Below are 19,455 nucleotides of genomic sequence, written 5' to 3'. Positions count from 1 at the left end.
CAAAGGAGTGTGCCCTGATGACCACGACGCCCGACGGCCTCGGACACAACGCCGCGACCTTCCGCGAGGACTGGCTGGAGGGACTGGCCGACGCGTACGCGCGCACGCTCCGGCGGGTCCCCGACACCTATGGCGTCGTCGGCCGCCATGTCCCGCGTCCCGGGAAGGTCGCCGTCGTCATCGGCGGCGGCTCCGGCCACTACCCGGCCTTCGCCGGACTGGTCGGGCCCGGGCTCGCGGACGCCGCCGCGGTCGGCGACGTCTTCGCGAGCCCCAGCGCCGAGCAGATCTACCGCACCGCCAAGGCCGCCGACGGCGGCGCGGGCGTGCTGATGTCCTACGGGAACTACGCGGGCGACGTGATGCACTTCGGCCTGGCGGCCCGCCGGCTCGCCGCCGAGGGCGTGCCCGTACGTACCGTCCTGGTCACCGACGACGTGGCCAGCGGCCCGCCGCCGGTCGAGGGCCAGGAGATCGACCCCTCGCGCGACCGGCGCGGGGTGGCCGGCGACTTCTTCGTCTTCAAGGTGGCGGGCGCGGCCGCCGAGCGCGGCGACGACCTGGACGGCGTGACCCGGATGGCCGCCCGCGCCAACGCCATGACCCGCACCTTCGGCGCCGCCTTCGCCGGCTGCACGCTGCCCGGCGCGAGCGAGCCGCTGTTCACCGTGAACAAGGGCACCACCGAGCTGGGCATGGGCATCCACGGCGAGCCCGGCCTGCGCACCACCCGCAGCCTCACCGCGACCGAACTCGCCGACGAACTGGTCGACAACCTCCTCCCGGAGCTGCCGCGGCTCCCCGAGGGCGGGGACGGCCGGGTCGCGGTGCTGCTCAACGGCCTGGGCCGGACCAAGTACGAGGAGATGTTCGTCGTCTTCCGGCAGGTCAACCGGCGCCTGAGGGAGGCCGGGCTGACGCCGTTCCGCCCGGAGGTCGGCGAGTTCGTCACCTCCTTCGACATGGCGGGCGTCTCGCTGTCGGTGATGGTCCTCGACGACGAGCTCGCGGAGCTGTACGACGCGCCCTGCGACACCCCGGCCTTCCGCAGCCTGCCGGGGCCCCGCAGGGACGCGGACGACGTACGCGAGGCCCCGGCGGCCGCCGCTGAGCAGGCGCGGGCGCACGCGCCGGCCGGGCCGTCCGCCGCCGACCTGCCCGCCACCGCCGCCCTTCAGGCCGCGCTGGACCTGGTCGCGGCCAACGAGGACGAGCTGGGGCGGCTGGACGCGGTCGCGGGCGACGGGGACCACGGGATCGGGATCGTCCGCGGGCTGCGGGCGGCGGTGGCCGCAGCGCGCGCGGCGGAACCGGGGCCGGCCGGGGACCCGCGCTCGGCGGGTACCGCGCTGCTCTCCGCCGGTCTCGCCCTCGCCGACGCCTCCGGGGGCGCGTCGGGCGCGCTGTACGGGGCGCTGCTTGCCGAGACCGGTGCCGTGCTCGTACGGGCTCCGGAGGGCACCGGCTGTACGACGGGGCTGCTCGCGGAGGCGGTGGGTGCGGCGCAGCGGGCGGTGAGCGAGCTGGGCGGCGCGCAGGTCGGTGAGAAGACCCTGCTGGATGCGGTGGACCCGTTCCGGGCCGAACTCGCGAATCGTACGGGTGAGCCGCTCGCTGCCGCCTGGCGGGCCGCGGCCGAGGCCGCCACGAAGGCGGCCGCCGCGACCGCGGAACTCGTACCGGCCCGGGGCCGTGCTGCCCGCATGGGCGATCTCGGTTACGGCCACGCGGACGCGGGTGCGACCTCGCTGGCGCTGCTCGTCACCGCCGTGGGGGCGACGCTGCGCTGACGGCGCGCGAAGGGCCCCGCACACCACGGTGTGCGGGGCCCTTCGCGTACGGGCGGGCCGTCGGCGTCAGCGAAGCCGCGCCATCAGCGCGTGTTCCACGAGCGTGATGAGCGCGCTCTTGGCCTCGCTGCGGTGCCGTGCGTCCGTCGTGATGATCGGGGCGTCCGGGCCGATCTGGAGGGCCTCACGGACCTCGTCCGGCGTGTACGGCTGGTGTCCGTCGAAGCCGTTGAGGGCAATGACGAACGGCAGGCCGCTGTTCTCGAAGTAGTCGACCGCGGGGAAACAGTCCGCCAGGCGGCGGGTGTCCACGAGGACGACAGCGCCGATGGCGCCGCGGACCAGGTCGTCCCACATGAACCAGAAACGGTCCTGACCGGGCGTACCGAAGAGGTACAGGATCAGGTCCTGGTCCAGCGTGATACGGCCGAAGTCCATCGCCACCGTCGTGGTGGTCTTGTCCGGCGCGTGCGTCAGGTCGTCGATGCCCGCCGAGGCGGAGGTCATCACGGCTTCGGTACGCAGCGGATTGATCTCGGAGACGGCCCCGACGAAGGTCGTCTTGCCCACGCCGAAGCCGCCCGCCACCACGATCTTCGCGGAGGTGGTGGAGCGGGCTGCACCGCTAGAGCTTGCGAAGTCCACTGAGCACCCTTTCGAGCAGTGTCACATCTGGCTGTCCGCCGGCGGACTCGTCACCGCCGGGCTGATGGATGGCGACGAGTCCGGCCTCCGCCAGGTCGGCGACGAGGATCCGGGCGACGCCGAGGGGGATGGAGAGGAGCGCGGAGATCTCGGCGACCGACTTGATCTCGCGGCACAGATGGCAGATGCGCTGATGCTCCGGCAGCTGGCCCTGCAGCTGAGCCTGCCCGGCCGTGGTGTGCACCAGTGCCTCGATGGCGAGCTGGTAGCGCGGCCGGGTGCGGCCCCCGGTCATGGCGTACGGGCGGACCAGCGGGTTCTGCGCGCCACCGGTCGGCGCCGACGGCTCGGCGCGCCGTTGCGGCGGCTGGAACGGTTCTATGCGCGGAACCCGGGGCCCCTCGTCGCCATAGCCGTAGGGCGAGGCGGCGGGGGTGCCGTACGGCATGTCGTAGGACTGCTGCTGCGGCTCGGGCCGCTGCTGCCGACGACTCGGCGCGGACGGGAAGTTGAAGCGGTTGTACTGGGTTTCGCCCTGCGACTCGGGCAGATGCCCGGAATCGTACGGGTATCCGCTAGGGGGCGTTGCCACGTTTCCTCCTCCAACTTGCCAATCCGACGCCGGTCGCGCCACCGCACCCTATGGTGCGGTGGCGAGAAACGCACTGCCTGTCTGTCAGTTGAGAAGGCTGCCCTGCAGTTCGGCGCGCAGGTCGGGCGTGAGAACGCTGCCCGCGCGATCGACCAGCAGGGCCATCTCGTAACCGACGAGGCCGATGTCGCACTCGGGGTGCGCCAGTACGGCCAGCGACGATCCGTCCGAGACGGACATGATGAAGAGGAACCCGCGCTCCATCTCCACCACGGTCTGGTTGACGCTCCCGCCTTCGAAGATGCGGGAGGCACCCGAGGTCAGCGAGGTGAGCCCGGAGGCCACCGCCGCCAACTGATCGGCTCTGTCCCGAGGGAACCCCTCGGACATGGCGAGGAGGAGACCGTCTGCGGAGACCACGACCGTGTGGGACACACCGGGGGTGTTGTCCACGAAGTTGGTGATCAACCAGTTCAGGTTCTGCGCCGCCTGGCTCATCGGGCTCACACTAACGCTCCTGATCGTAGGTGCTGCCGGGGCCGAAGCCCTGTTGGTCATTCTTGGGTGACTCCATACCGGCACTGCGTCCCTGCTGGACACCGCGGCGCAGGTTGCTCAGCCTGCCCCGGACGTCCTCGGGCGCACGGGAGACCTGGGGGCCGCCCTGCAGAGTCTGCTCCGCCGTGCCCTCGACCAAATTGGCCTTGGGCACCCGCCGGGGGAGACCGGAGGAGGTGATCCCGCCTGCCTTCGGCTCGCGAAGCTGCTCCGCCCGCTGCCAGCGCTCATCGTTGGCGGTACGCCAACCAAAGCTGTCCTCCGACGTGCTCCGCTGTTGCTGGGGCGACGCCGGCTCCTCGGGCTGCTGCCACTCCTGCTGCCCTGGGGCCTTGTCACCTCCGCGGCGCGGAAGGCCGGCGTCGGTCAGGGAGTGGGTTTCGCTCGGGGTGGGACCCGGACGATCGAATGCTACGCGTTCCTGCGGCTGCGCGGGAGCGTCGGGACCATTGTGGTCCGATTCCGCTTGACCGCCGAAGTAGCCCTGGAACGGAGCGGGTTCGCTCCGTCCGGGACCCTGCCGGCCGTCTGCGGAGTACTGCGGCTGCTCGCCGGTGCGCTCCGAAGAGCCCTGGTCGAACAGGTTCTGACCACCGAAGGAACGGTCGTCGTAGGCGCCGGCGGGCCCGTCGTGGGACTGCTGCCCGGCGGTCTCCTGGGGGGCGTACGGCTGCTCCTGGAAGCCGTCGTACGCGGCGCCCGTGCGCTCCGCTTCGCCGCGCCGGGGGAGCCCGCCGAAGTCCTGCGCCGGGTTCTGCGCGGGCTCCTGGCCCGGCGCACCGTGCCGCGGAGCGCCGTTCTGAGCTTCCAGTGCCGCGCGGCGCTCCTCGCGGAGCAGGGAGCGGCCCACGGGGTCCAGGTCCGCGGAGTCGTCCGACGGCCGGTAGTGGTCGTCGAAGCCGAGCTCCGCGGCGGTACGCATGTCCTCGGGCTGCTGGAACGACTGCGGGTGCTCCGGCATGATCCGGGAGACCGTGAAGTCGTCCTCGAACTGGTCCTCGCCGCCACCGCCGTGGGTGATCGCCTCCGGCAGCATGACCAGCGAGGTGGTGCCGGCCTGCTCGCCCGAGGGGCGCAGCTGGACGCGGATGCCGTGCCGGTCCGCCAGCCGGCCGACCACGAAGAGGCCCATGCGCTGGGAGATCGCGATGTCGACGGTCGGCGGGTTGGCCAGCTTGTGGTTGATGTCCGCGAAGTCCTCGGGGGTGAGCCCGATGCCCTTGTCGTGGATCTCGATCATCACGCGGCCGTCGGGGAGACGGGTCGCGGTGACCCGCACCTTGGTCTGCGGCGAGGAGAACGTCGTGGCGTTCTCCAGCAGCTCGGACAGCAGGTGCACGAGGTCGGTGACGGCCTGGCCGTGGATCTCGCTCTCGGGGAAGCCCTGGAGCTCGATGCGCTCGTAGGACTCCACCTCGGAGGTGGCCGCGCGCAGCACGTCGATCAGCGGGACCGGCTGGGTCCAGCGGCGGCCGGGCTCCTCGCCCGCGAGGATGAGGAGGTTCTCGCCGTTGCGCCGCATACGCGTGGCGAGGTGGTCCAGGCGGAAGAGGTTCTCCAGCTGGTCCGGGTCCGCCTCGTTGTTCTCCAGGTCCGTGATGAGGGACAGCTGCCGCTCGATCAGGCCCTGGTTACGGCGCGAGAGGTTGGTGAAGATCGCGTTGACGTTGCCCCGCAGCAGCGCCTGCTCGGCGGCCAGCCGCACGGCCTCGCGGTGGACCTGGTCGAACGCCCGGGCGACCTCGCCGATCTCGTCGGTGGTGGTGATCGGGATCGGCTTGACGCGGGTGTCCACCCGGCCCGGGTCCGTACGGGAGAGCTGGTCGACCAGCATCGGCAGCCGCTGCTCGGCGATGCCGAAGGCGGCGGTGCGCAGCTCCTGCATGTTGCGGGTCATCGAGCGGGCCATCAGGCCGGCGATGAGGAACGCGATGATCAGCGCGCCGAGCGCGACGCCGGAGTCCACGAAGGTGGTCTGCTGCGCGTCGTCGGCGATCTGCGCGGCCTCGGCCACCGCCTTGTCGGCGAGGTCCTCCTCGATACCGCGGTACATGTCGAACTTGCCGGTGGACGCCGCGAACCAGGTCTGCGGCGTGACGCCCTTGGCGGCGAGCAGCTGCGGCGAGGCGCCGGAGGAGATCGCCTGGACCATCGCGTCGATGGACGGCGGCGCCTGGAACTGCCTACCGGCCGCGAGGGCCTGCTTCCGCGCCTTGGCGGCCTGCTCCTGGCCCTTCTTCTTGAGGGCCGCGGAGTCCGTCTTCAGCCGCTCGACGTCCTCGGGGGTGCCGCCGGAGGTGTACTCGCCGACGGCGATGCCCTCCAGGTAGGCGTACGACGCGAACGCGGTGAGCTGCTTCTTGCGCTCCTTGGCGTTCGTCGCCGGGTGCACCAGCAGGTGGGTGCCGATGGAGCGCTGCAGGGAGGTGGCGGCCTTCGCCAGCGAGACGGCGTAGACCGTGCGTCCGTAGGAGGTGATGTTGCCGGTGCCCAGACCCAGCTCGTTGGAGAACTCCATCAGCGGGTGCTGGACCTCGGTGTAGCCCTCCTCGGTCTGCACACCGGTCAGCTGCGAGGTGTAGGCGGCCTTGCGCAGCACTTCGAGCTTGGGCTCGACCTTCTCGAAGACCGCGAGGCGGCGCTTCAGGCCCGGCTTGTCGGGCATGTTCTTGACCGCGTCGTGGAAGTCGGCGGCGGCGGCGTCGGTCTCGGCCCGCGCGTCCCGGACGACCGGGTCGTTGCGCTTGCCCTGGAGGAGCGGCGCCGCGGTGCGGTCCCGCTCGTCGACGAGGGCCTGGCCGTAGGAGGCGGCCGCCTGGACCAGCTTCGCGGTGTTCTCGGCGTCCTGGGCTTCGTTCCAGGTCGAGACCGAGGTGTTCACCCGCAGCCCGGCGAAGATCAGCGCCAGGATGACGGGCAGCAGCAGGATCGCGTTGAGCCGGGTGGCCACCCGCCAGTTGCGCGGGGACATCCGGTTGCCACGCACGGGCCGGCTGCTCAGCGGACTTTCAGGCGCGTCGGAAGGCGACGCCGTATGACGCGGCGGCGGTGTGAAGTTGCCCCGCTGCGCCGCCTGCTGCGGCGCGGGGCCCGACTTGCTTCGCCTCACTCGACCAACAACCTCTCGGCGCCGGCACGTATCTCGCTGTGCCGTTTCGTTCTGGGCGTTACCTACTCCGGAGTTCAGCGAATTCCAGCACGTCAGGGCCGCGCGTTCCAAACAGTGCGCACAAGATGAGCAAGCCCCGCGGGACGCCAGATAAAAGGGGCGTTAAGGGCGAGGCGCGGCAAAAGCCGGGGGAAAAGTGAACACAGCGAAGCCAGCTGTGCGCATCCGGTGTCGAGGTCCCGGGATTTCTCTGTCGAAACGTTATGAACGCCGGGGCCCGGCGTGTCCAAGGACACAGCGCGCCCCGGCGCAACTGACCGTACGGCAGCGTTACTTGAGCCGCGCCATAAGAGCGTGTTCGACGAGCGTGATGAGGGCACCCTTGGCCTCGCCGCGGTGCCGGGCATCGGTCGTGATGATCGGCGTATCGGGGCCGATCTGCAGCGCTTCGCGCACCTCGTCGGGGGTGTACGGCTGCTGTCCGTCGAATCCGTTCAGCGCGATCACGAACGGCAGCCCGCTGTTCTCGAAGTAGTCGACCGCGGGGAAGCAGTCGGAGAGCCGGCGGGTGTCGACGAGTACCACGGCACCGATCGCACCGCGGACCAGATCATCCCACATGAACCAGAAACGGTCCTGGCCGGGCGTGCCGAAGAGATAGAGAATCAAATCCTGATCGAGGGTGATACGCCCGAAATCCATGGCGACGGTGGTCGTCGTCTTGTCCTGGACGTGACTGAGGTCGTCGATGCCCGCGGAAGCGGACGTCATCACGGCCTCGGTACGCAGCGGATTGATTTCGGAAACCGCCCCGACAAAGGTGGTTTTGCCCACGCCGAAACCGCCCGCCACCACGATCTTCGCGGACGTGGTCGAACGGGACGCGGCGTCAGAGCTTGCGAAGTCCACTGAGCACCCTCTCCAGCAAGGTCACATCGGGCGTGCCGCCGGCCTCACCGCTGCCGCCGGGCTGGTGGATCGCCACCATGCCGGCCTCGGCCAGGTCGGCGACCAGGATTCTGGCCACGCCGAGCGGTATGTGCAGCAGCGCGGAGACCTCCGCCACCGACTTCACCTCGGCGCACAGATGGCAGATGCGCTGGTGCTCCGGCAGCAGTCCGGGCAGCTGGGAGGGATCGGCCGTGGTGCTGACCAGCGCCTCGATGGCGAGCTGGTAGCGCGGCCGGGTCCGGCCTCCGGTCATCGCATACGGGCGGACCAGCGGTTGGTCGCCCCCGTCGTCCCCGTACGGCTGGCTGCTGTAGCCGTACGGGCCGGGCGAAGCGGGTGGCGGGGTCATGGGTCCTCCGGGCTGGACAACTGGCTGTCGTCGGATCGGGCCGGTGGGGGGGGATTCGGCACGTGGGGTCGGTGGTGGATCAGTTCAGCAGACTGCCCTGCAGCTCGGCCCGCAGGTCCGGCGTCAGCACGCCGCCCGCACGGTCCACGAGCAGGGCCATCTCGTAACCGACGAGGCCGATGTCGCACTCCGGGTGCGCCAGTACGGCCAGCGACGATCCGTCCGAGATGGACATGAGGAAGAGGAAGCCGCGCTCCATCTCCACCACGGTCTGGTTGACGTTCCCGCCCTCGAAGATGCGGGACGCGCCGGATGTCAGGGAGGTGAGCCCGGAGGCCACCGCGGCGAGCTGGTCGGCCCGGTCCCGCGGGAAGCCCTCGGACATCGCGAGCAGCAGACCGTCGACCGAGACGACCACCGTGTGGGACACCCCGGGGGTGTTGTCCACGAAATTGGTGATCAACCAGTTCAGGTTCTGCGCCGCCTGGCTCATCGGACTCAACTAACGCTCCTGCTGGTGAGTGGGGTCCACGACGGGGTGCGTGCCGGTGTGCCCGGCCTGCCGGCCCTGCTGGATGCCCCGGCGGAGATTGGTCAGCCGGCCACGCACGTCGTCGGGCGAACGGGAGACCTGCGGGCCGCCCGGACGCGGCTCCTGCTGCGCGGTGCCTGCGACGAGGTTCGCACGCGGGACGCGGCGCGGCAGCCCGGAGGTGGTGATCCCCCCGGCCGCGGGCTGCCGGACCTGCTCGGCCCGGCGCCAGACGTCGTCATTGGGAGTGGAACGCCACTCGGCCTGCGCCTGCGCGCCCCGGCCCGTCGGCTCGCGCCGCGGCAGCCGCGGCGACTCCGGGGCGCTCTGCGGCCGGCTCGCGGGCTCCTCGGCCGCGCTGCCGCCCGGCTGGGTGAACCAATTCGACTCGATCGTGTCGAAGATCGGCGAACCCGCGTCGCCCGTGCTCCGCGGCGCGGGGCCGCCGAGCAGATCGGCGTCGTCCGGAGCGGAGTGCGGCTGCTGCTGTACGGGGACCTCACCGGCGCGGGGCGCGCGCCCGAAGGCACCGTCCCCGCCGAAGGCGTCCTCGCGGCCGAAGGAGTCGTCCCGGCCGAAGGAGTCGTTGTCGTACGCCTGGCCGCCGCGCGGGGCCTCCTCGCCGCGGGCGGGCGCCGGGGCACTCTCCTCGGCGGGACGGCCGTCCTGCGCGGACTGCGGGGCGAACTCGCCGCTCCACATCGGGCTGGCGGGCGCGGCGGACGCCGGGGGAGGCGCGGGCGCCTCCTCGGCGGGCTGTCCGGACGACGGCGCCGCGGGCAGCTCGAACTCACCGCTCCACAGCGGACGGTCGCCCTGCGGGGCGCCCTGTGCGGGGGACGCGCCGCGTGCCGGGGCGTTCGCGCCGGGGCGCTGCCCGCCGAAGTCGGGGCGCTCGAACTGCGCCGTGTCGCCGGGGCCGCCGGCCGCCGGGCGCTCGAACTGCCCGGTGGTCCCGGGGCGGCCGGATATCCCGTCGCCGCGGTGCCGGCCGGGGTGCTCCGGCTCCTCGTGGCCGCGCGGGTGCTCCTCCTGGCCGTGGCGGGGCGCCAGCGGCCAGTCGTCGGCCGCCTCGCGCCGCGCGCCCCAGTTGGCGCCGGGCTGCTGGCTGGGTTCCCGCGGCGCGGACTCGGCCGCGCTGGGGCCGGTCAGCTCGCCGGCCGGGCTGCGGGTGGGCAGCTGCGGCCGCTCGCCGCGCGGCGCGGGTGCGCCGGTGGGCGGGGCCACGGTCGGCTGGTGGCTCGCGGCCGGCGGCTGGGCCGGCTCGCCGCCGCGCACCGGCAGCGTGGGCCGGTCCTGGCCGGCGGGGGCCGCGGGACGGTTGCCGAAGGCGTTGTTCTGCGCGGGGGCCGGGGCACCGGGAGCGCCGGGGGCGCCGCCGGGCTGGCCCGCGCCGGGGCGGGTGGGCAGCGCCGTACGGGGGCCCGCGCCGACCTGGCCGCGCGGCTGGAGGCCGGCGAGCCGGCTGGTGTGCTGGCCGTGGCCGCCGCCCGCGTCGCCGGTGCCGCGGCCGCCCGCGGCCTTGCCGCCCGGGCCGGGCTTCTTGCCGGCGCCGCCGCTCTGCGCGACGTCCACCGGCAGCATGACCAGGGCCGTTGTACCGCCGGAGTCGGAGGGCCGCAGCTGGACGCGGATGCCGTGCCGCAGGGACAGCCGGCCGACCACGAAGAGGCCCATCCGGCGGGACACCGAGACGTCCACGGTCGGCGGGCTGGCGAGCCGCTCGTTGATCGCCGAGAGGTCCTCGGGGGAGAGGCCGATGCCGGTGTCGTGGATCTCGACCAGGACGCGGCCGTCGGGCAGCGCGTGACCGGTGACCTTGACCTTGGTCTGCGGCGAGGAGAACGAGGTGGCGTTCTCCAGCAGCTCGGCGAGGAGGTGCACGAGGTCGTTGACGACGCGGCCCGCGACCTCGGTGGTCGGTACCGCGCTCAGTTCGATGCGCTCGTACTGCTCCACCTCGGAGGCGGCGGCGCGCAGCACGTCGACCAGCGGGACCGGGCGGGTCCAGCGGCGGCCCGGCTCCTCGCCCGCGAGGACGAGGAGGTTCTCGCCGTTACGGCGCATTCGGGTCGCGAGGTGGTCGAGCTTGAAGAGCGAGGAGAGCTGGTCGGGGTCGGCCTCGCGGGACTCCAGCTCCGAGATCAGCGAGAGCTGGCGCTGGATGAGGCCCTGGGACCGCCGCGAGAGGTTGGTGAACATCGCGTTGACGTTGCCTCGCAGCAGCGCCTGCTCGGACGCCAGCCGGACGGCCTCGCGGTGCACCTCGTCGAACGCGGTGGCCACCTTGCCGATCTCGTCCCGGCTGTGCACGCCCACGGACTCGACCGAGGTGTCCACGTCCTGCGGGTCGGCCTCGGAGAGGTGCTTGACCAGCTCGGGCAGCCGCTTCTGGGAGACCGTCTGCGCGGTGTCCTGCAGCCGGCGCAGCGAGCGGACCATGGAGCGGGAGACGACGAACGCGCCGATCAGCGAGATGCCCAGGACGAGCAGGATCACCGCGCCGTTGAGGATCGCGCCGGTGGTGGCGTCGTTGCGCAGCTCGCGGGACTTCTGCTCCATCTGCGAGAGCAGCGTCGTCTCGATCCGCGACATCAGGTTGATCTTGTTGGTGTCCAGGTCGTACCAGTCCAGGTACGACATCTGCTCACCGCGGATGCCCGACTCGGTCTTGAAGCTGCGGTCCGCGAAGGAGTTCGCGTGCTCGATGTCGTCGTTGCCGCTGTCCAGGCCCTCCATGAGGGACGCGGCGCCGGGGTAGATGTTGGAGAACCGCTTGAGCGCGGACTCCTCGTTGTCCTCGGCGGTACGGCCGGCCAGCCGGTCGTTCGCGGACAGGTGCGCGTGGCCCTTGTTGGACAGACCGGCGCTGACGAACGCCCGCTGCATCGACGCGTACTCCTTGGCGGAGGAGAACGCGGCCAGGGAGCGGGTGCTCTGGATCATCTCCGGGTTACTGGTCGCCTGCGCCATGTCCTGGGACAGCGCGAGCAGGGAGGTGATCAGCTGGTTGTAGCTGGTGATCGTCTGGGCGACGTTCTCGTCGTCGGAGTACGCCTTGTTCCGTACCTCGTTGAGCGTGCCCAGCTGGCGCTGGATGTCGACGATCGTGGCGCGCACGCCGGCCATCGAGCCGCGTGCCGCGTCGACGTCGTCGGTGTGCTCCTTGAAGGACTTGATCGCGCGGTCGGTCTCCTCGCGCGGCGCCACCACATCGGTGTCGTCCTTGGTGTTGCCGGAGCCGGCCAGCGGGCCCGCCGAACGGTCCCGCTCCTCCTGGAGCGCGTCGGCGAGCTCGGTGGCCTGCCGCGTCATCTCCGTGAGGAGCTGCATGCGGTCCAGCTGGTCCATGTTGTCCAGCTCGCTGCTGATCCGCAGGCCGCCCAGCGTGGTGGCCGCGACCACGGGCAGCGCGATCAGGGAGACCAGGCGCGTGCTGATGCGCCAGTTGCGCAGCGAAAGACGGGACCCGGGGCCCACGGGGCCCTTGGTCTTGGGGCGCTCGGCGGCGGAGTCGCCGACCGGCGCCGGGTCGGTCCGGTCGGTCGGCAACGTGCCGCTCGCCGGACCGTTGCTCTGGGCGCGCTGCTGCGAGGAGGCGCGGTCGGTCCCGCCGCGCAGCTCCGGGTCAGCCGCAGCGCTGCCATCCCTCTTGTAACGTCCCTGCACTAGCGTCGCAACCTCTGGACCAGGCGTCCCTCCGCGTACGGCGGGACGGTGTCGAGTCGTAGGGGGCCGCGGGCCCCATGGCGGTCGTGAGTGTGACCGGCGGGCTACTCCCTCTGGCGAAGAGAGCGGCCACCACCGCGCGGCGCTGCTGTGCGCCCCCTGCGCGCCGTGTGAAACATGCGGCGGTCCGTGGAATTCCAGCACAGTGCCGCATCAGCAACAAGAGCGGAGCCCCTGGCTGTGACATGAGTGACGCAATGTATGGAGTGAGTAACGAGCAGTAGAAGCCCCCGCCCCTTATAAGGGACTTTTGCGAGCGTTACGGGCGCCATAGCGTCCCGCCCCCGCCCCAGTAAAGGGGAGTGGAACATGTGCTTCGCTCCGCCAATGTCCGTTTCGTCAACGGCGCTCGATCATGAAAATTGCGGCATTTGCCACACTGTTCGTGAGCAAACTCACATGGTGATCACCGACTTGAGCGCAAGATCGACGGGAATAGCGCGCATAGCCTGACGCTTTACACCGGTGCCGCAATCGCCCAGCGGCACCTGCATGGGCAGTGACCACCACAGCGAGATACGCGAGGCATTCCGACAGTGAAGACGACGATGATGTTCCGCTCCATAGCCAACCCGCGGCGCACGACCCTGACGCACCTGAAGGACGCCGAGGAGCTGCAGAGCGCACCGGTCCAGGACGCCGCACAGCCGGAGCACGCCGTCGAGCTGCCCACCCAGACCGCCAACCCCCGCCGCACCGTCCTCATGGACGCGCCCGAGTAGGACGCGGCGCACAAAAAGGACAGAGGGCGGGCCCCGCTCCCGCGATAGCCTGGGGTGTCCACTCCCGGCAAGAGATCAAGAGGGGCAGCGGCTTCCGTGCGCATCGCCAGATTTTCCATCGACGGCAACGTCGGCTTCGGCGTCGTCGAGGGCAACGACCTCGACGTCATCAAGGGACACCCCTTCGCCGAGTTCGAGCGCTCGGGTCAGAAGGTCCCCTTGGACAAGGTGCGGCTGCTGCCGCCCGTCCTCCCCAACAAGGTCGTGGCCATCGGCCGCAACTACGCCGAGCACGCCAAGGAGCTCGGCAACGAGGTCGACGACGTGCCGGTCGCCTTCTTCAAGCCCTCCACCTCGGTGGTCGGCCCCGGCGACCCCGTCGTGTACCCCTCCTTCTCGCAGGAGGTGCACCACGAGGCCGAGCTGGCCGTCGTCATCGGCCGCATGTGCCGCGAGGTGCCCCGCGAGCGGGTCAAGGACGTCATCCTCGGCTACACCTGCGCCAACGACATCACCGCGCGCGACGTCCAGCGGCGCGAGGCGCAGTGGGCCCGGGCCAAGGGCTTCGACAGCGCCTGCCCGCTCGGCCCCTGGGTCGAGACCGAGCTGGACCCGGGCGATCTGACCATCCAGTGCACGGTCAACGGCGAACAGCGCCAGCTGGGCCGCACGAGCGAGATGGTCCGCTCGATCGAGGACCTGATCGTCCACATCACGGAGGCGATGACGCTGCTCCCCGGCGACGTCGTCCTCACGGGCACCCCCGCCGGGGTCGGCCCGCTCAACGTCGGCGACGAGGTCGCCGTCACCATCGAAGGCATCGGCACTCTCACCAACAAGGTGATCAAGCGTGGCTAACGCGACCCCCGTCCGCGTACGTTTCTGTCCCTCGCCGACCGGCAACCCCCACGTGGGCCTGGTCCGCACCGCCCTCTTCAACTGGGCGTTCGCGCGGCACCACGAAGGCACCCTGGTCTTCCGGATCGAGGACACCGACGCGGCCCGCGACTCCGAGGAGTCCTACCAGCAGCTCCTGGACGCCATGCGCTGGCTGGGCTTCGACTGGGACGAGGGCCCCGAGGTCGGCGGCCCGCACGCCCCGTACCGCCAGTCGCAGCGCATGGACATCTACCAGGACGTCGCGCAGAAGCTGCTGGACGGCGGCTACGCCTACCACTGCTACTGCACCGCCGAGGAGCTGGAGGAGCGCCGGGAGGCCGCGCGCAAGGCCGGCAAGCCCTCCGGGTACGACGGCAAGTGCCGCACGGTGACCCCCGAGCAGAAGGCCGCGTACGAGGCCGAGGGCCGCACCTCGATCGTCCGCTTCCGGATGCCCGACGAGACGATCACCTTCACCGACCTGGTCCGCGGCGAGCTGACCTTCCAGCCGGAGAACGTGACCGACTACGGCATCCTCCGCGCCAACGGCGCGCCGCTGTACACGCTCGTCAACCCGGTCGACGACGCGCTCATGGAGATCACCCACATCCTCCGCGGCGAGGACCTGCTCTCCTCCACCCCGCGCCAGATCGCCCTGTACAAGGCGCTGATCGAGCTGGGCATCGCGAAGCAGATCCCGGCCTTCGGCCACCTGCCGTACGTCATGGGCGAGGGCAACAAGAAGCTCTCCAAGCGCGACCCGCAGTCCTCGCTGAACCTCTACCGCGAGCGCGGCTTCCTCCCCGAGGGCCTCCTCAACTACCTCTCCCTCCTCGGCTGGTCCTTCTCCGAGGACCAGGACATCTTCTCCATCGAGGAGATGGTGGCGAAGTTCGAGATCGAGGACGTCAACGCCAACCCGGCGCGCTTCGACCTGAAGAAGTGCGAGGCGATCAACGCCGACCACATCCGGCAGCTGGACGTGAAGGACTTCACCGAGCGCTGCGCCCCCTGGCTGCGCGCCCCCTTCGCCCCCTGGGACGAGGCGGACTTCGACCAGTCGGTGTTCGACGCGATCGCCCCGCACGCCCAGAGCCGCCTGAAGGTGCTCTCCGAGATCACCGACAACGTCGACTTCCTCTTCCTGAAGGAGCCGGTCTTCGACGAGGCGTCCTGGACCAAGGCGATGGGCAAGGGCGACCCGGTGGCCCTGCTCACCACCGCCCGCGCCAAGCTGGAGACCGCGGACTGGTCGAGCCCGGAGTCCCTCAAGGAGGCCGTCCTGGCCGCCGGCGAGGAGCACGGCCTCAAGCTCGGCAAGGCCCAGGCCCCGGTCCGCGTGGCCACCACCGGCCGCACGGTCGGCCTGCCCCTCTTCGAGTCCCTGGAGATCCTCGGCAAGGACCGCACCCTCGCCCGCATCGACGCGGCCCTGAAGAAGCTGGCCGCGTAAGGCCCGGCCCTTACAGGTCCTTGAGAGGGGGGCGCCGACCGTACTGGTCGGCGCCCCCCTTTTCGTACCCCTCGGAGCTGGAAAACCGGGTCTCCCGGCAGCGGCCGCGCCAGTACCGTGAGGATCATGCCGATACGCGCGGTCCTCTGGGACGTCGACACTGCATTCTTCGGGGGATGACCCCCGAACCCCCAGCCGTTCGGATGCGCCTCGGCTACCGTCGGGATCATGCCGATACGCGCGGTCCTCTGGGACGTCGACGACACGCTCTTCGATTACGCGAACGCGGACCGGGTGGGGATGCAGGCGCACCTCCTCGCCGAGGGCCTGACCGACGGGTACCCCTCCGTCGACCGGGCGCTTACCCGCTGGAAGGAGCTCACCGAGCTCCACTGGCGGCGGTTCGAGGCCGGCGGGGTCAGCTTCGAGGCGCAGCGGCGGGACCGGGTGCGGGACTTCCTCGGTACGGCCTCGCTGAGCGACGGGGACGCCGACGCGTGGTTCGGGCGGTACCTCGCGCACTACGAGGCCGCCTGGGCGCTCTTCCCGGACACCTTGCCGGTGCTGGAGCTGCTCGCGGCGGAGTACCGGCACGCGGTGCTCTCGAACTCCTCCGTACGCAATCAGGACCGCAAGCTGCGGGTTCTCGGTGTACGGGATCGTTTCGAGGCGCTGGTGTGCGCGGCGGACCTGGGGATCGCCAAGCCCGCTCCAGGGGCCTTCCACGCCGCCTGTGAGGCCCTGGGGCTGCCGCCCGCGGAGGTGGCGTACGTGGGGGACCAGCCCGACATCGACGCCGGTGGCGCCGTCGCCGCGGGCCTCACGGGCATCTGGCTGGACCGCCGGGGACTGGGCGGCCGGCCCGAGCTGATCCGGATCACCGGCCTGAACCAGCTGCCCGGCCTGCTGCGCGGCGATACCCGTTTTGGAGCGCCGGACACCTTCGGGTAATGTTCTTTCTGCGCCGCCCGAGAGGGCCGACAGGCCCGGCGGGAAGCGCAAGCCAAACAAAATCCCGCAAGGGGTTGCGTTTTGGTGGGCTATGGTGTAATTGGCAGCACGACTGATTCTGGTTCAGTTAGTCTAGGTTCGAGTCCTGGTAGCCCAGCAAGAGATCGTTTTTTTGGAAGCAGCGCCTTCTCGAAGTACAGTCTCTTGATCGCAGTGCCAGCCCCCGTTGTGTAGCGGCCTAGCACGCCGCCCTCTCAAGGCGGTAGCGCCGGTTCGAATCCGGTCGGGGGTACAGATCCTTGCACTCCACCTCCTTCGGGTCGCTCCCGGATGCGGTGATGATGAGGATCGCTAGGGCCCCCGTTGTGTAGCGGCCTAGCACGCCGCCCTCTCAAGGCGGTAGCGCCGGTTCGAATCCGGTCGGGGGTACTGGTGACCGGTCCTGGACCGGTCTCAACCACCATGGGCTATGGTGTAATTGGCAGCACGAGTGATTCTGGTTCATTTAGTCTAGGTTCGAGTCCTGGTAGCCCAGCGCAGTTGAGCAGGTGGACTGCAGACTTCCTGCTCAAGCCGCAGGTGAGCCCCCGTTGTGTAGCGGCCTAGCACGCCGCCCTCTCAAGGCGGTAGCGCCGGTTCGAATCCGGTCGGGGGTACAGAGAGAAAGGCCCTCCACTCAGGTGGAGGGCCTTTTTCGTGCGCCCGCTTTCGTCATGACTGATATCGGTCATCATGAAAAGACGCGGCATCGTGAAAAGAGGCGCGCGCAGAAAAGAAGAGAGCGAAGACAGGAAGAGCGGAAAGGCCCCCTGCCCACCGCCGGCGGCGTTGGCGACGGCAGGCGCGGGGCGATTCATCGGCCCGTACGCGTCAGCTCGTACGGCGCAGGGCCTCGCTGAGGCGGGCCGCCGCGTCGATGACGGCCTGGGCGTGCATCCGGCCGGGGTGCCGGGTCAGCCGCTCGATCGGCCCGGAGACCGACACGGAGGCCACCACGCGGTTCGACGGGCCCCGTACGGGCGCGGAGACCGAGGCCACGCCCGGCTCCCGCTCGCCGATCGACTGGGCCCAGCCGCGGCGCCGCACGCCCGAGAGGGCGGTCGCGGTGAAACGGGCGCCCTGAAGGCCCCTGTGCAGCCGCTCGGGCTCCTCCCAGGCCATCAGGATCTGCGCGGCCGACCCCGCCTTCATCGGGAGCGTGGAGCCCACCGGGACGGTGTCCCGCAGGCCCGAGAGCCGCTCGGCGGCCGCCACGCAGATCCGCATGTCGCCCTGCCGGCGATAGAGCTGGGCGCTCTCGCCCGTCACATCGCGCAGGTGCGTGAGAACCGGTCCGGCCGTGGCCAGCAGACGGTCCTCACCGGCCGCGGCGGCGAGCTCCGCCAGCCGCGGTCCGAGGATGAACCGTCCCTGCATGTCCCTCGCCACCATCCGGTGGTGTTCCAGTGCTACCGCAAGCCGGTGCGCCGTGGGGCGCGCGAGCCCGGTCGCTCCGACCAGCCCGGCGAGGGTGGCCGGACCGGACTCCAGAGCGCTCAATACCAGAGCCGCCTTGTCGAGAACGCCGACGCCGCTAGAGTTGTCCATGCAACGATACTCGCGTCTCACACTGTGAAACGCAAGTTCAATTTTCTGCGGAAGTCGCCACTCTTGAACCGAGGCCCTCGACCAGGGCCCGTGTACCGCCCGGTACGAGGGGTACGAGCGGCGGGCAATCAGACGAGTTGGGCCGGCGAAGTCGGCCGGCCGGAGGGACAGCGATGGGACGGACACTCGCGGAGAAGGTCTGGGACGACCACGTCGTCCGGCGCGCGGAAGGCGAGCCCGACCTCCTTTTCATCGATCTGCATCTGCTGCACGAGGTGACCAGCCCGCAGGCGTTCGACGGTCTGCGCAAGGCGGGCCGCCGGGTGCGGCGGACGGATCTGACCATCGCCACCGAGGACCACAACACCCCCACCCTGGACATCGACAAGCCGATCGCCGATCCGGTCTCGCGCACGCAGCTGGAGACGCTGCGCAAGAACGCCGCGGAGTTCGGGGTGCGGCTGCACCCGCTGGGCGATGTCGAGCAGGGTGTCGTGCACGTGGTGGGCCCGCAGTTGGGGCTGACCCAGCCGGGCACCACCGTGGTCTGCGGTGACTCCCACACCTCCACCCACGGCGCGTTCGGCGCGCTGGCCTTCGGCATCGGCACCAGCCAGGTCGAGCACGTGCTGGCCACCCAGACGCTGCCCCTGTCGCCGTTCAAGACCATGGCCATCACGGTCGAGGGCGAGCTGCCCGAGGGGGTCACCGCCAAGGACCTGATCCTCGCCATCATCGCGAAGATCGGCACCGGCGGCGGCCAGGGCTACGTCATCGAGTACCGCGGCTCGGCGATCGAGAAGCTCTCGATGGAGGCCCGGATGACCATCTGCAACATGTCCATCGAGGCCGGCGCCCGCGCGGGCATGATCGCCCCCGACCAGACCACCTTCGACTACCTCAAGGGCCGCGACCACGCCCCCAAGGGCGCCGACTGGGACGCGGCGGTGGAGTACTGGAAGACGCTGCGCACGGACGAGGACGCGGTCTTCGACCACGAGGTGGTCATCAACGCCTCCGAGCTGGCGCCGTTCGTCACCTGGGGCACCAACCCCGGCCAGGGCGCGCCGCTGTCCGAGAATGTCCCCGACCCGTCCTCCTACGAGGACGCTTCGGAGCGGTACGCCGCCGAAAAGGCCCTGGAATACATGGGGTTGACGGCCGGTCAGCCGCTGCGCGACATCAAGGTGGACACCGTCTTCGTAGGTTCGTGCACCAACGGACGCATCGAGGACCTGCGCGCCGCCGCCGCGCTCCTGGACGGCCGCAAGGTCGCCGACGGCGTACGGATGCTCATCGTCCCCGGCTCCGTACGGGTCGCCCTGCAGGCGGTCGAGGAGGGCCTGGACAAGGTCTTCACCGCGGCGGGCGCCGAATGGCGGCACGCGGGCTGCTCGATGTGCCTGGGCATGAACCCCGACCAGCTGGCCCCCGGCGAGCGCTCCGCCTCCACCTCCAACCGCAACTTCGAGGGCCGGCAGGGCAAGGGCGGCCGCACCCACCTGGTCTCCCCGCAGGTCGCCGCCGCAACGGCGGTTCTCGGCCACCTGGCCTCGCCCGCCGACCTGTCCGACGCCGCCGCCCCGCAGCCCGCTGGAGTCTGAGAAC

At 70.8% G+C, this 19,455-nt stretch carries 15 protein-coding genes and 5 tRNA genes; 11 read left to right on the top strand and 9 right to left on the bottom strand.

What is annotated here, in order from left to right:
* Window positions 1–17 precede the first annotated feature (17 nt).
* The gene (locus tag ACIGXO_RS08800) at window positions 18–1,790 is read left to right on the top strand and encodes a dihydroxyacetone kinase family protein (protein WP_399782376.1); all 1,773 of its coding nucleotides are present in this window, start codon (window positions 18–20) and stop codon (window positions 1,788–1,790) included.
* Window positions 1,791–1,856: 66 nt separating this feature from the next.
* Here the strand turns inward: ACIGXO_RS08800 and ACIGXO_RS08795 are convergent, their stop codons facing one another.
* From ACIGXO_RS08795 to ACIGXO_RS08760, 8 genes are all read right to left on the bottom strand, one after another.
* Window positions 1,857–2,435, bottom strand: coding sequence for an ATP/GTP-binding protein (locus ACIGXO_RS08795; RefSeq protein ID WP_073447656.1), 579 nt, complete (start codon window positions 2,433–2,435; stop codon window positions 1,857–1,859).
* Window positions 2,416–3,027 carry a DUF742 domain-containing protein gene (locus tag ACIGXO_RS08790; protein ID WP_399782373.1) on the bottom strand — a complete coding sequence of 204 codons (612 nt, stop codon included), beginning with the start codon at window positions 3,025–3,027 and terminating at the stop codon, window positions 2,416–2,418. Before ACIGXO_RS08790 ends, ACIGXO_RS08795 begins: the two co-directional genes overlap by 20 nt.
* Before the next feature lie 84 nt (window positions 3,028–3,111).
* On the bottom strand, window positions 3,112–3,525 hold the full coding sequence (locus tag ACIGXO_RS08785) for a roadblock/LC7 domain-containing protein (RefSeq protein ID WP_030257992.1): 414 nt from the start codon (window positions 3,523–3,525) through the stop codon (window positions 3,112–3,114).
* Between the two features lie 10 nt (window positions 3,526–3,535).
* Entirely contained in the window at window positions 3,536–6,694 is a 3,159-nt protein-coding gene (locus ACIGXO_RS08780) for a nitrate- and nitrite sensing domain-containing protein (protein ID WP_399782371.1), read from the bottom strand.
* Between the two features lie 330 nt (window positions 6,695–7,024).
* Entirely contained in the window at window positions 7,025–7,603 is a 579-nt protein-coding gene (locus ACIGXO_RS08775) for an ATP/GTP-binding protein (protein WP_031051534.1), read from the bottom strand.
* On the bottom strand, window positions 7,584–7,994 hold the full coding sequence (locus tag ACIGXO_RS08770; RefSeq protein WP_399782368.1) for a DUF742 domain-containing protein: 411 nt from the start codon (window positions 7,992–7,994) through the stop codon (window positions 7,584–7,586). The genes ACIGXO_RS08775 and ACIGXO_RS08770 overlap by 20 nt, the downstream gene beginning before the upstream one ends.
* A 79-nt stretch (window positions 7,995–8,073) precedes the next feature.
* Window positions 8,074–8,487 (bottom strand): roadblock/LC7 domain-containing protein, encoded by a 414-nt coding sequence (locus ACIGXO_RS08765; RefSeq protein WP_030257979.1) that lies wholly within the window; start codon window positions 8,485–8,487, stop codon window positions 8,074–8,076.
* A gap of 9 nt (window positions 8,488–8,496) precedes the next feature.
* Window positions 8,497–12,195 carry a nitrate- and nitrite sensing domain-containing protein gene (locus ACIGXO_RS08760; protein ID WP_399782365.1) on the bottom strand — a complete coding sequence of 1,233 codons (3,699 nt, stop codon included), beginning with the start codon at window positions 12,193–12,195 and terminating at the stop codon, window positions 8,497–8,499.
* 596 nt (window positions 12,196–12,791) lie between these two features.
* On the opposite strand from ACIGXO_RS08760, the gene ACIGXO_RS08755 reads away from it, so the two are divergent.
* From ACIGXO_RS08755 to ACIGXO_RS08715, 9 genes are all read left to right on the top strand, one after another.
* Window positions 12,792–12,977 carry a hypothetical protein gene (locus ACIGXO_RS08755; protein WP_399782362.1) on the top strand — a complete coding sequence of 62 codons (186 nt, stop codon included), beginning with the start codon at window positions 12,792–12,794 and terminating at the stop codon, window positions 12,975–12,977.
* Between the two features lie 96 nt (window positions 12,978–13,073).
* Window positions 13,074–13,835: a fumarylacetoacetate hydrolase family protein gene (locus ACIGXO_RS08750; protein WP_399782359.1), complete on the top strand. Its 762-nt coding sequence runs from the start codon at window positions 13,074–13,076 to the stop codon at window positions 13,833–13,835.
* Window positions 13,828–15,309, top strand: coding sequence for a glutamate--tRNA ligase (gene gltX, locus ACIGXO_RS08745; RefSeq protein ID WP_399782356.1), 1,482 nt, complete (start codon window positions 13,828–13,830; stop codon window positions 15,307–15,309). Before ACIGXO_RS08750 ends, gltX begins: the two co-directional genes overlap by 8 nt.
* A 228-nt stretch (window positions 15,310–15,537) precedes the next feature.
* Complete coding sequence (locus tag ACIGXO_RS08740) at window positions 15,538–16,260, top strand: HAD family hydrolase (protein WP_399782353.1); 723 nt, start codon at window positions 15,538–15,540, stop codon at window positions 16,258–16,260.
* A gap of 85 nt (window positions 16,261–16,345) precedes the next feature.
* Window positions 16,346–16,417 (top strand) — tRNA-Gln (locus tag ACIGXO_RS08735).
* Window positions 16,418–16,479: 62 nt separating this feature from the next.
* Window positions 16,480–16,552 (top strand) — tRNA-Glu (locus tag ACIGXO_RS08730).
* Between the two features lie 64 nt (window positions 16,553–16,616).
* Window positions 16,617–16,689 (top strand) — tRNA-Glu (locus tag ACIGXO_RS08725).
* Window positions 16,690–16,723: 34 nt separating this feature from the next.
* Window positions 16,724–16,795: transfer RNA gene (locus ACIGXO_RS08720), tRNA-Gln, on the top strand.
* Between the two features lie 48 nt (window positions 16,796–16,843).
* Window positions 16,844–16,916, top strand: a tRNA-Glu gene (locus ACIGXO_RS08715).
* Window positions 16,917–17,130: 214 nt separating this feature from the next.
* On the opposite strand, the gene ndgR is transcribed toward ACIGXO_RS08715, so the two are convergent.
* Complete coding sequence (gene ndgR / locus ACIGXO_RS08710; RefSeq protein WP_030257960.1) at window positions 17,131–17,847, bottom strand: IclR family transcriptional regulator NdgR; 717 nt, start codon at window positions 17,845–17,847, stop codon at window positions 17,131–17,133.
* 173 nt (window positions 17,848–18,020) lie between these two features.
* Here ndgR and leuC point away from each other — a divergent pair, with 173 nt between their 5' ends.
* The gene (leuC, locus tag ACIGXO_RS08705; protein ID WP_399782349.1) at window positions 18,021–19,451 is read left to right on the top strand and encodes a 3-isopropylmalate dehydratase large subunit; all 1,431 of its coding nucleotides are present in this window, start codon (window positions 18,021–18,023) and stop codon (window positions 19,449–19,451) included.
* Window positions 19,452–19,455: the final 4 nt, after the last annotated feature.

The sequence above is a fragment of the Streptomyces sp. NPDC053542 genome (assembly GCF_044544685.1).
In the GTDB taxonomy this organism is placed as follows: Bacteria; Actinomycetota; Actinomycetes; order Streptomycetales; family Streptomycetaceae; genus Streptomyces.
This window is presented reverse-complemented; position numbering and strand designations above follow the sequence as displayed.

Excerpts from the sequence above, each read along its gene's own strand:
- ACIGXO_RS08800 (WP_399782376.1), top strand. The coding sequence starts at position 18 with ATGACCACGACGCCCGACGGCCTCGGACACAACGCCGCGACCTTCCGC.
- ACIGXO_RS08785 (WP_030257992.1), bottom strand. The coding sequence starts at position 3,525 with ATGAGCCAGGCGGCGCAGAACCTGAACTGGTTGATCACCAACTTCGTG.
- ACIGXO_RS08770 (WP_399782368.1), bottom strand. The coding sequence starts at position 7,994 with ATGACCCCGCCACCCGCTTCGCCCGGCCCGTACGGCTACAGCAGCCAG.
- ACIGXO_RS08765 (WP_030257979.1), bottom strand. The coding sequence starts at position 8,487 with ATGAGCCAGGCGGCGCAGAACCTGAACTGGTTGATCACCAATTTCGTG.
- ACIGXO_RS08740 (WP_399782353.1), top strand. The coding sequence starts at position 15,538 with ATGCCGATACGCGCGGTCCTCTGGGACGTCGACGACACGCTCTTCGAT.
- ndgR (WP_030257960.1), bottom strand. The coding sequence starts at position 17,847 with ATGGACAACTCTAGCGGCGTCGGCGTTCTCGACAAGGCGGCTCTGGTA.
- leuC (WP_399782349.1), top strand. The coding sequence starts at position 18,021 with ATGGGACGGACACTCGCGGAGAAGGTCTGGGACGACCACGTCGTCCGG.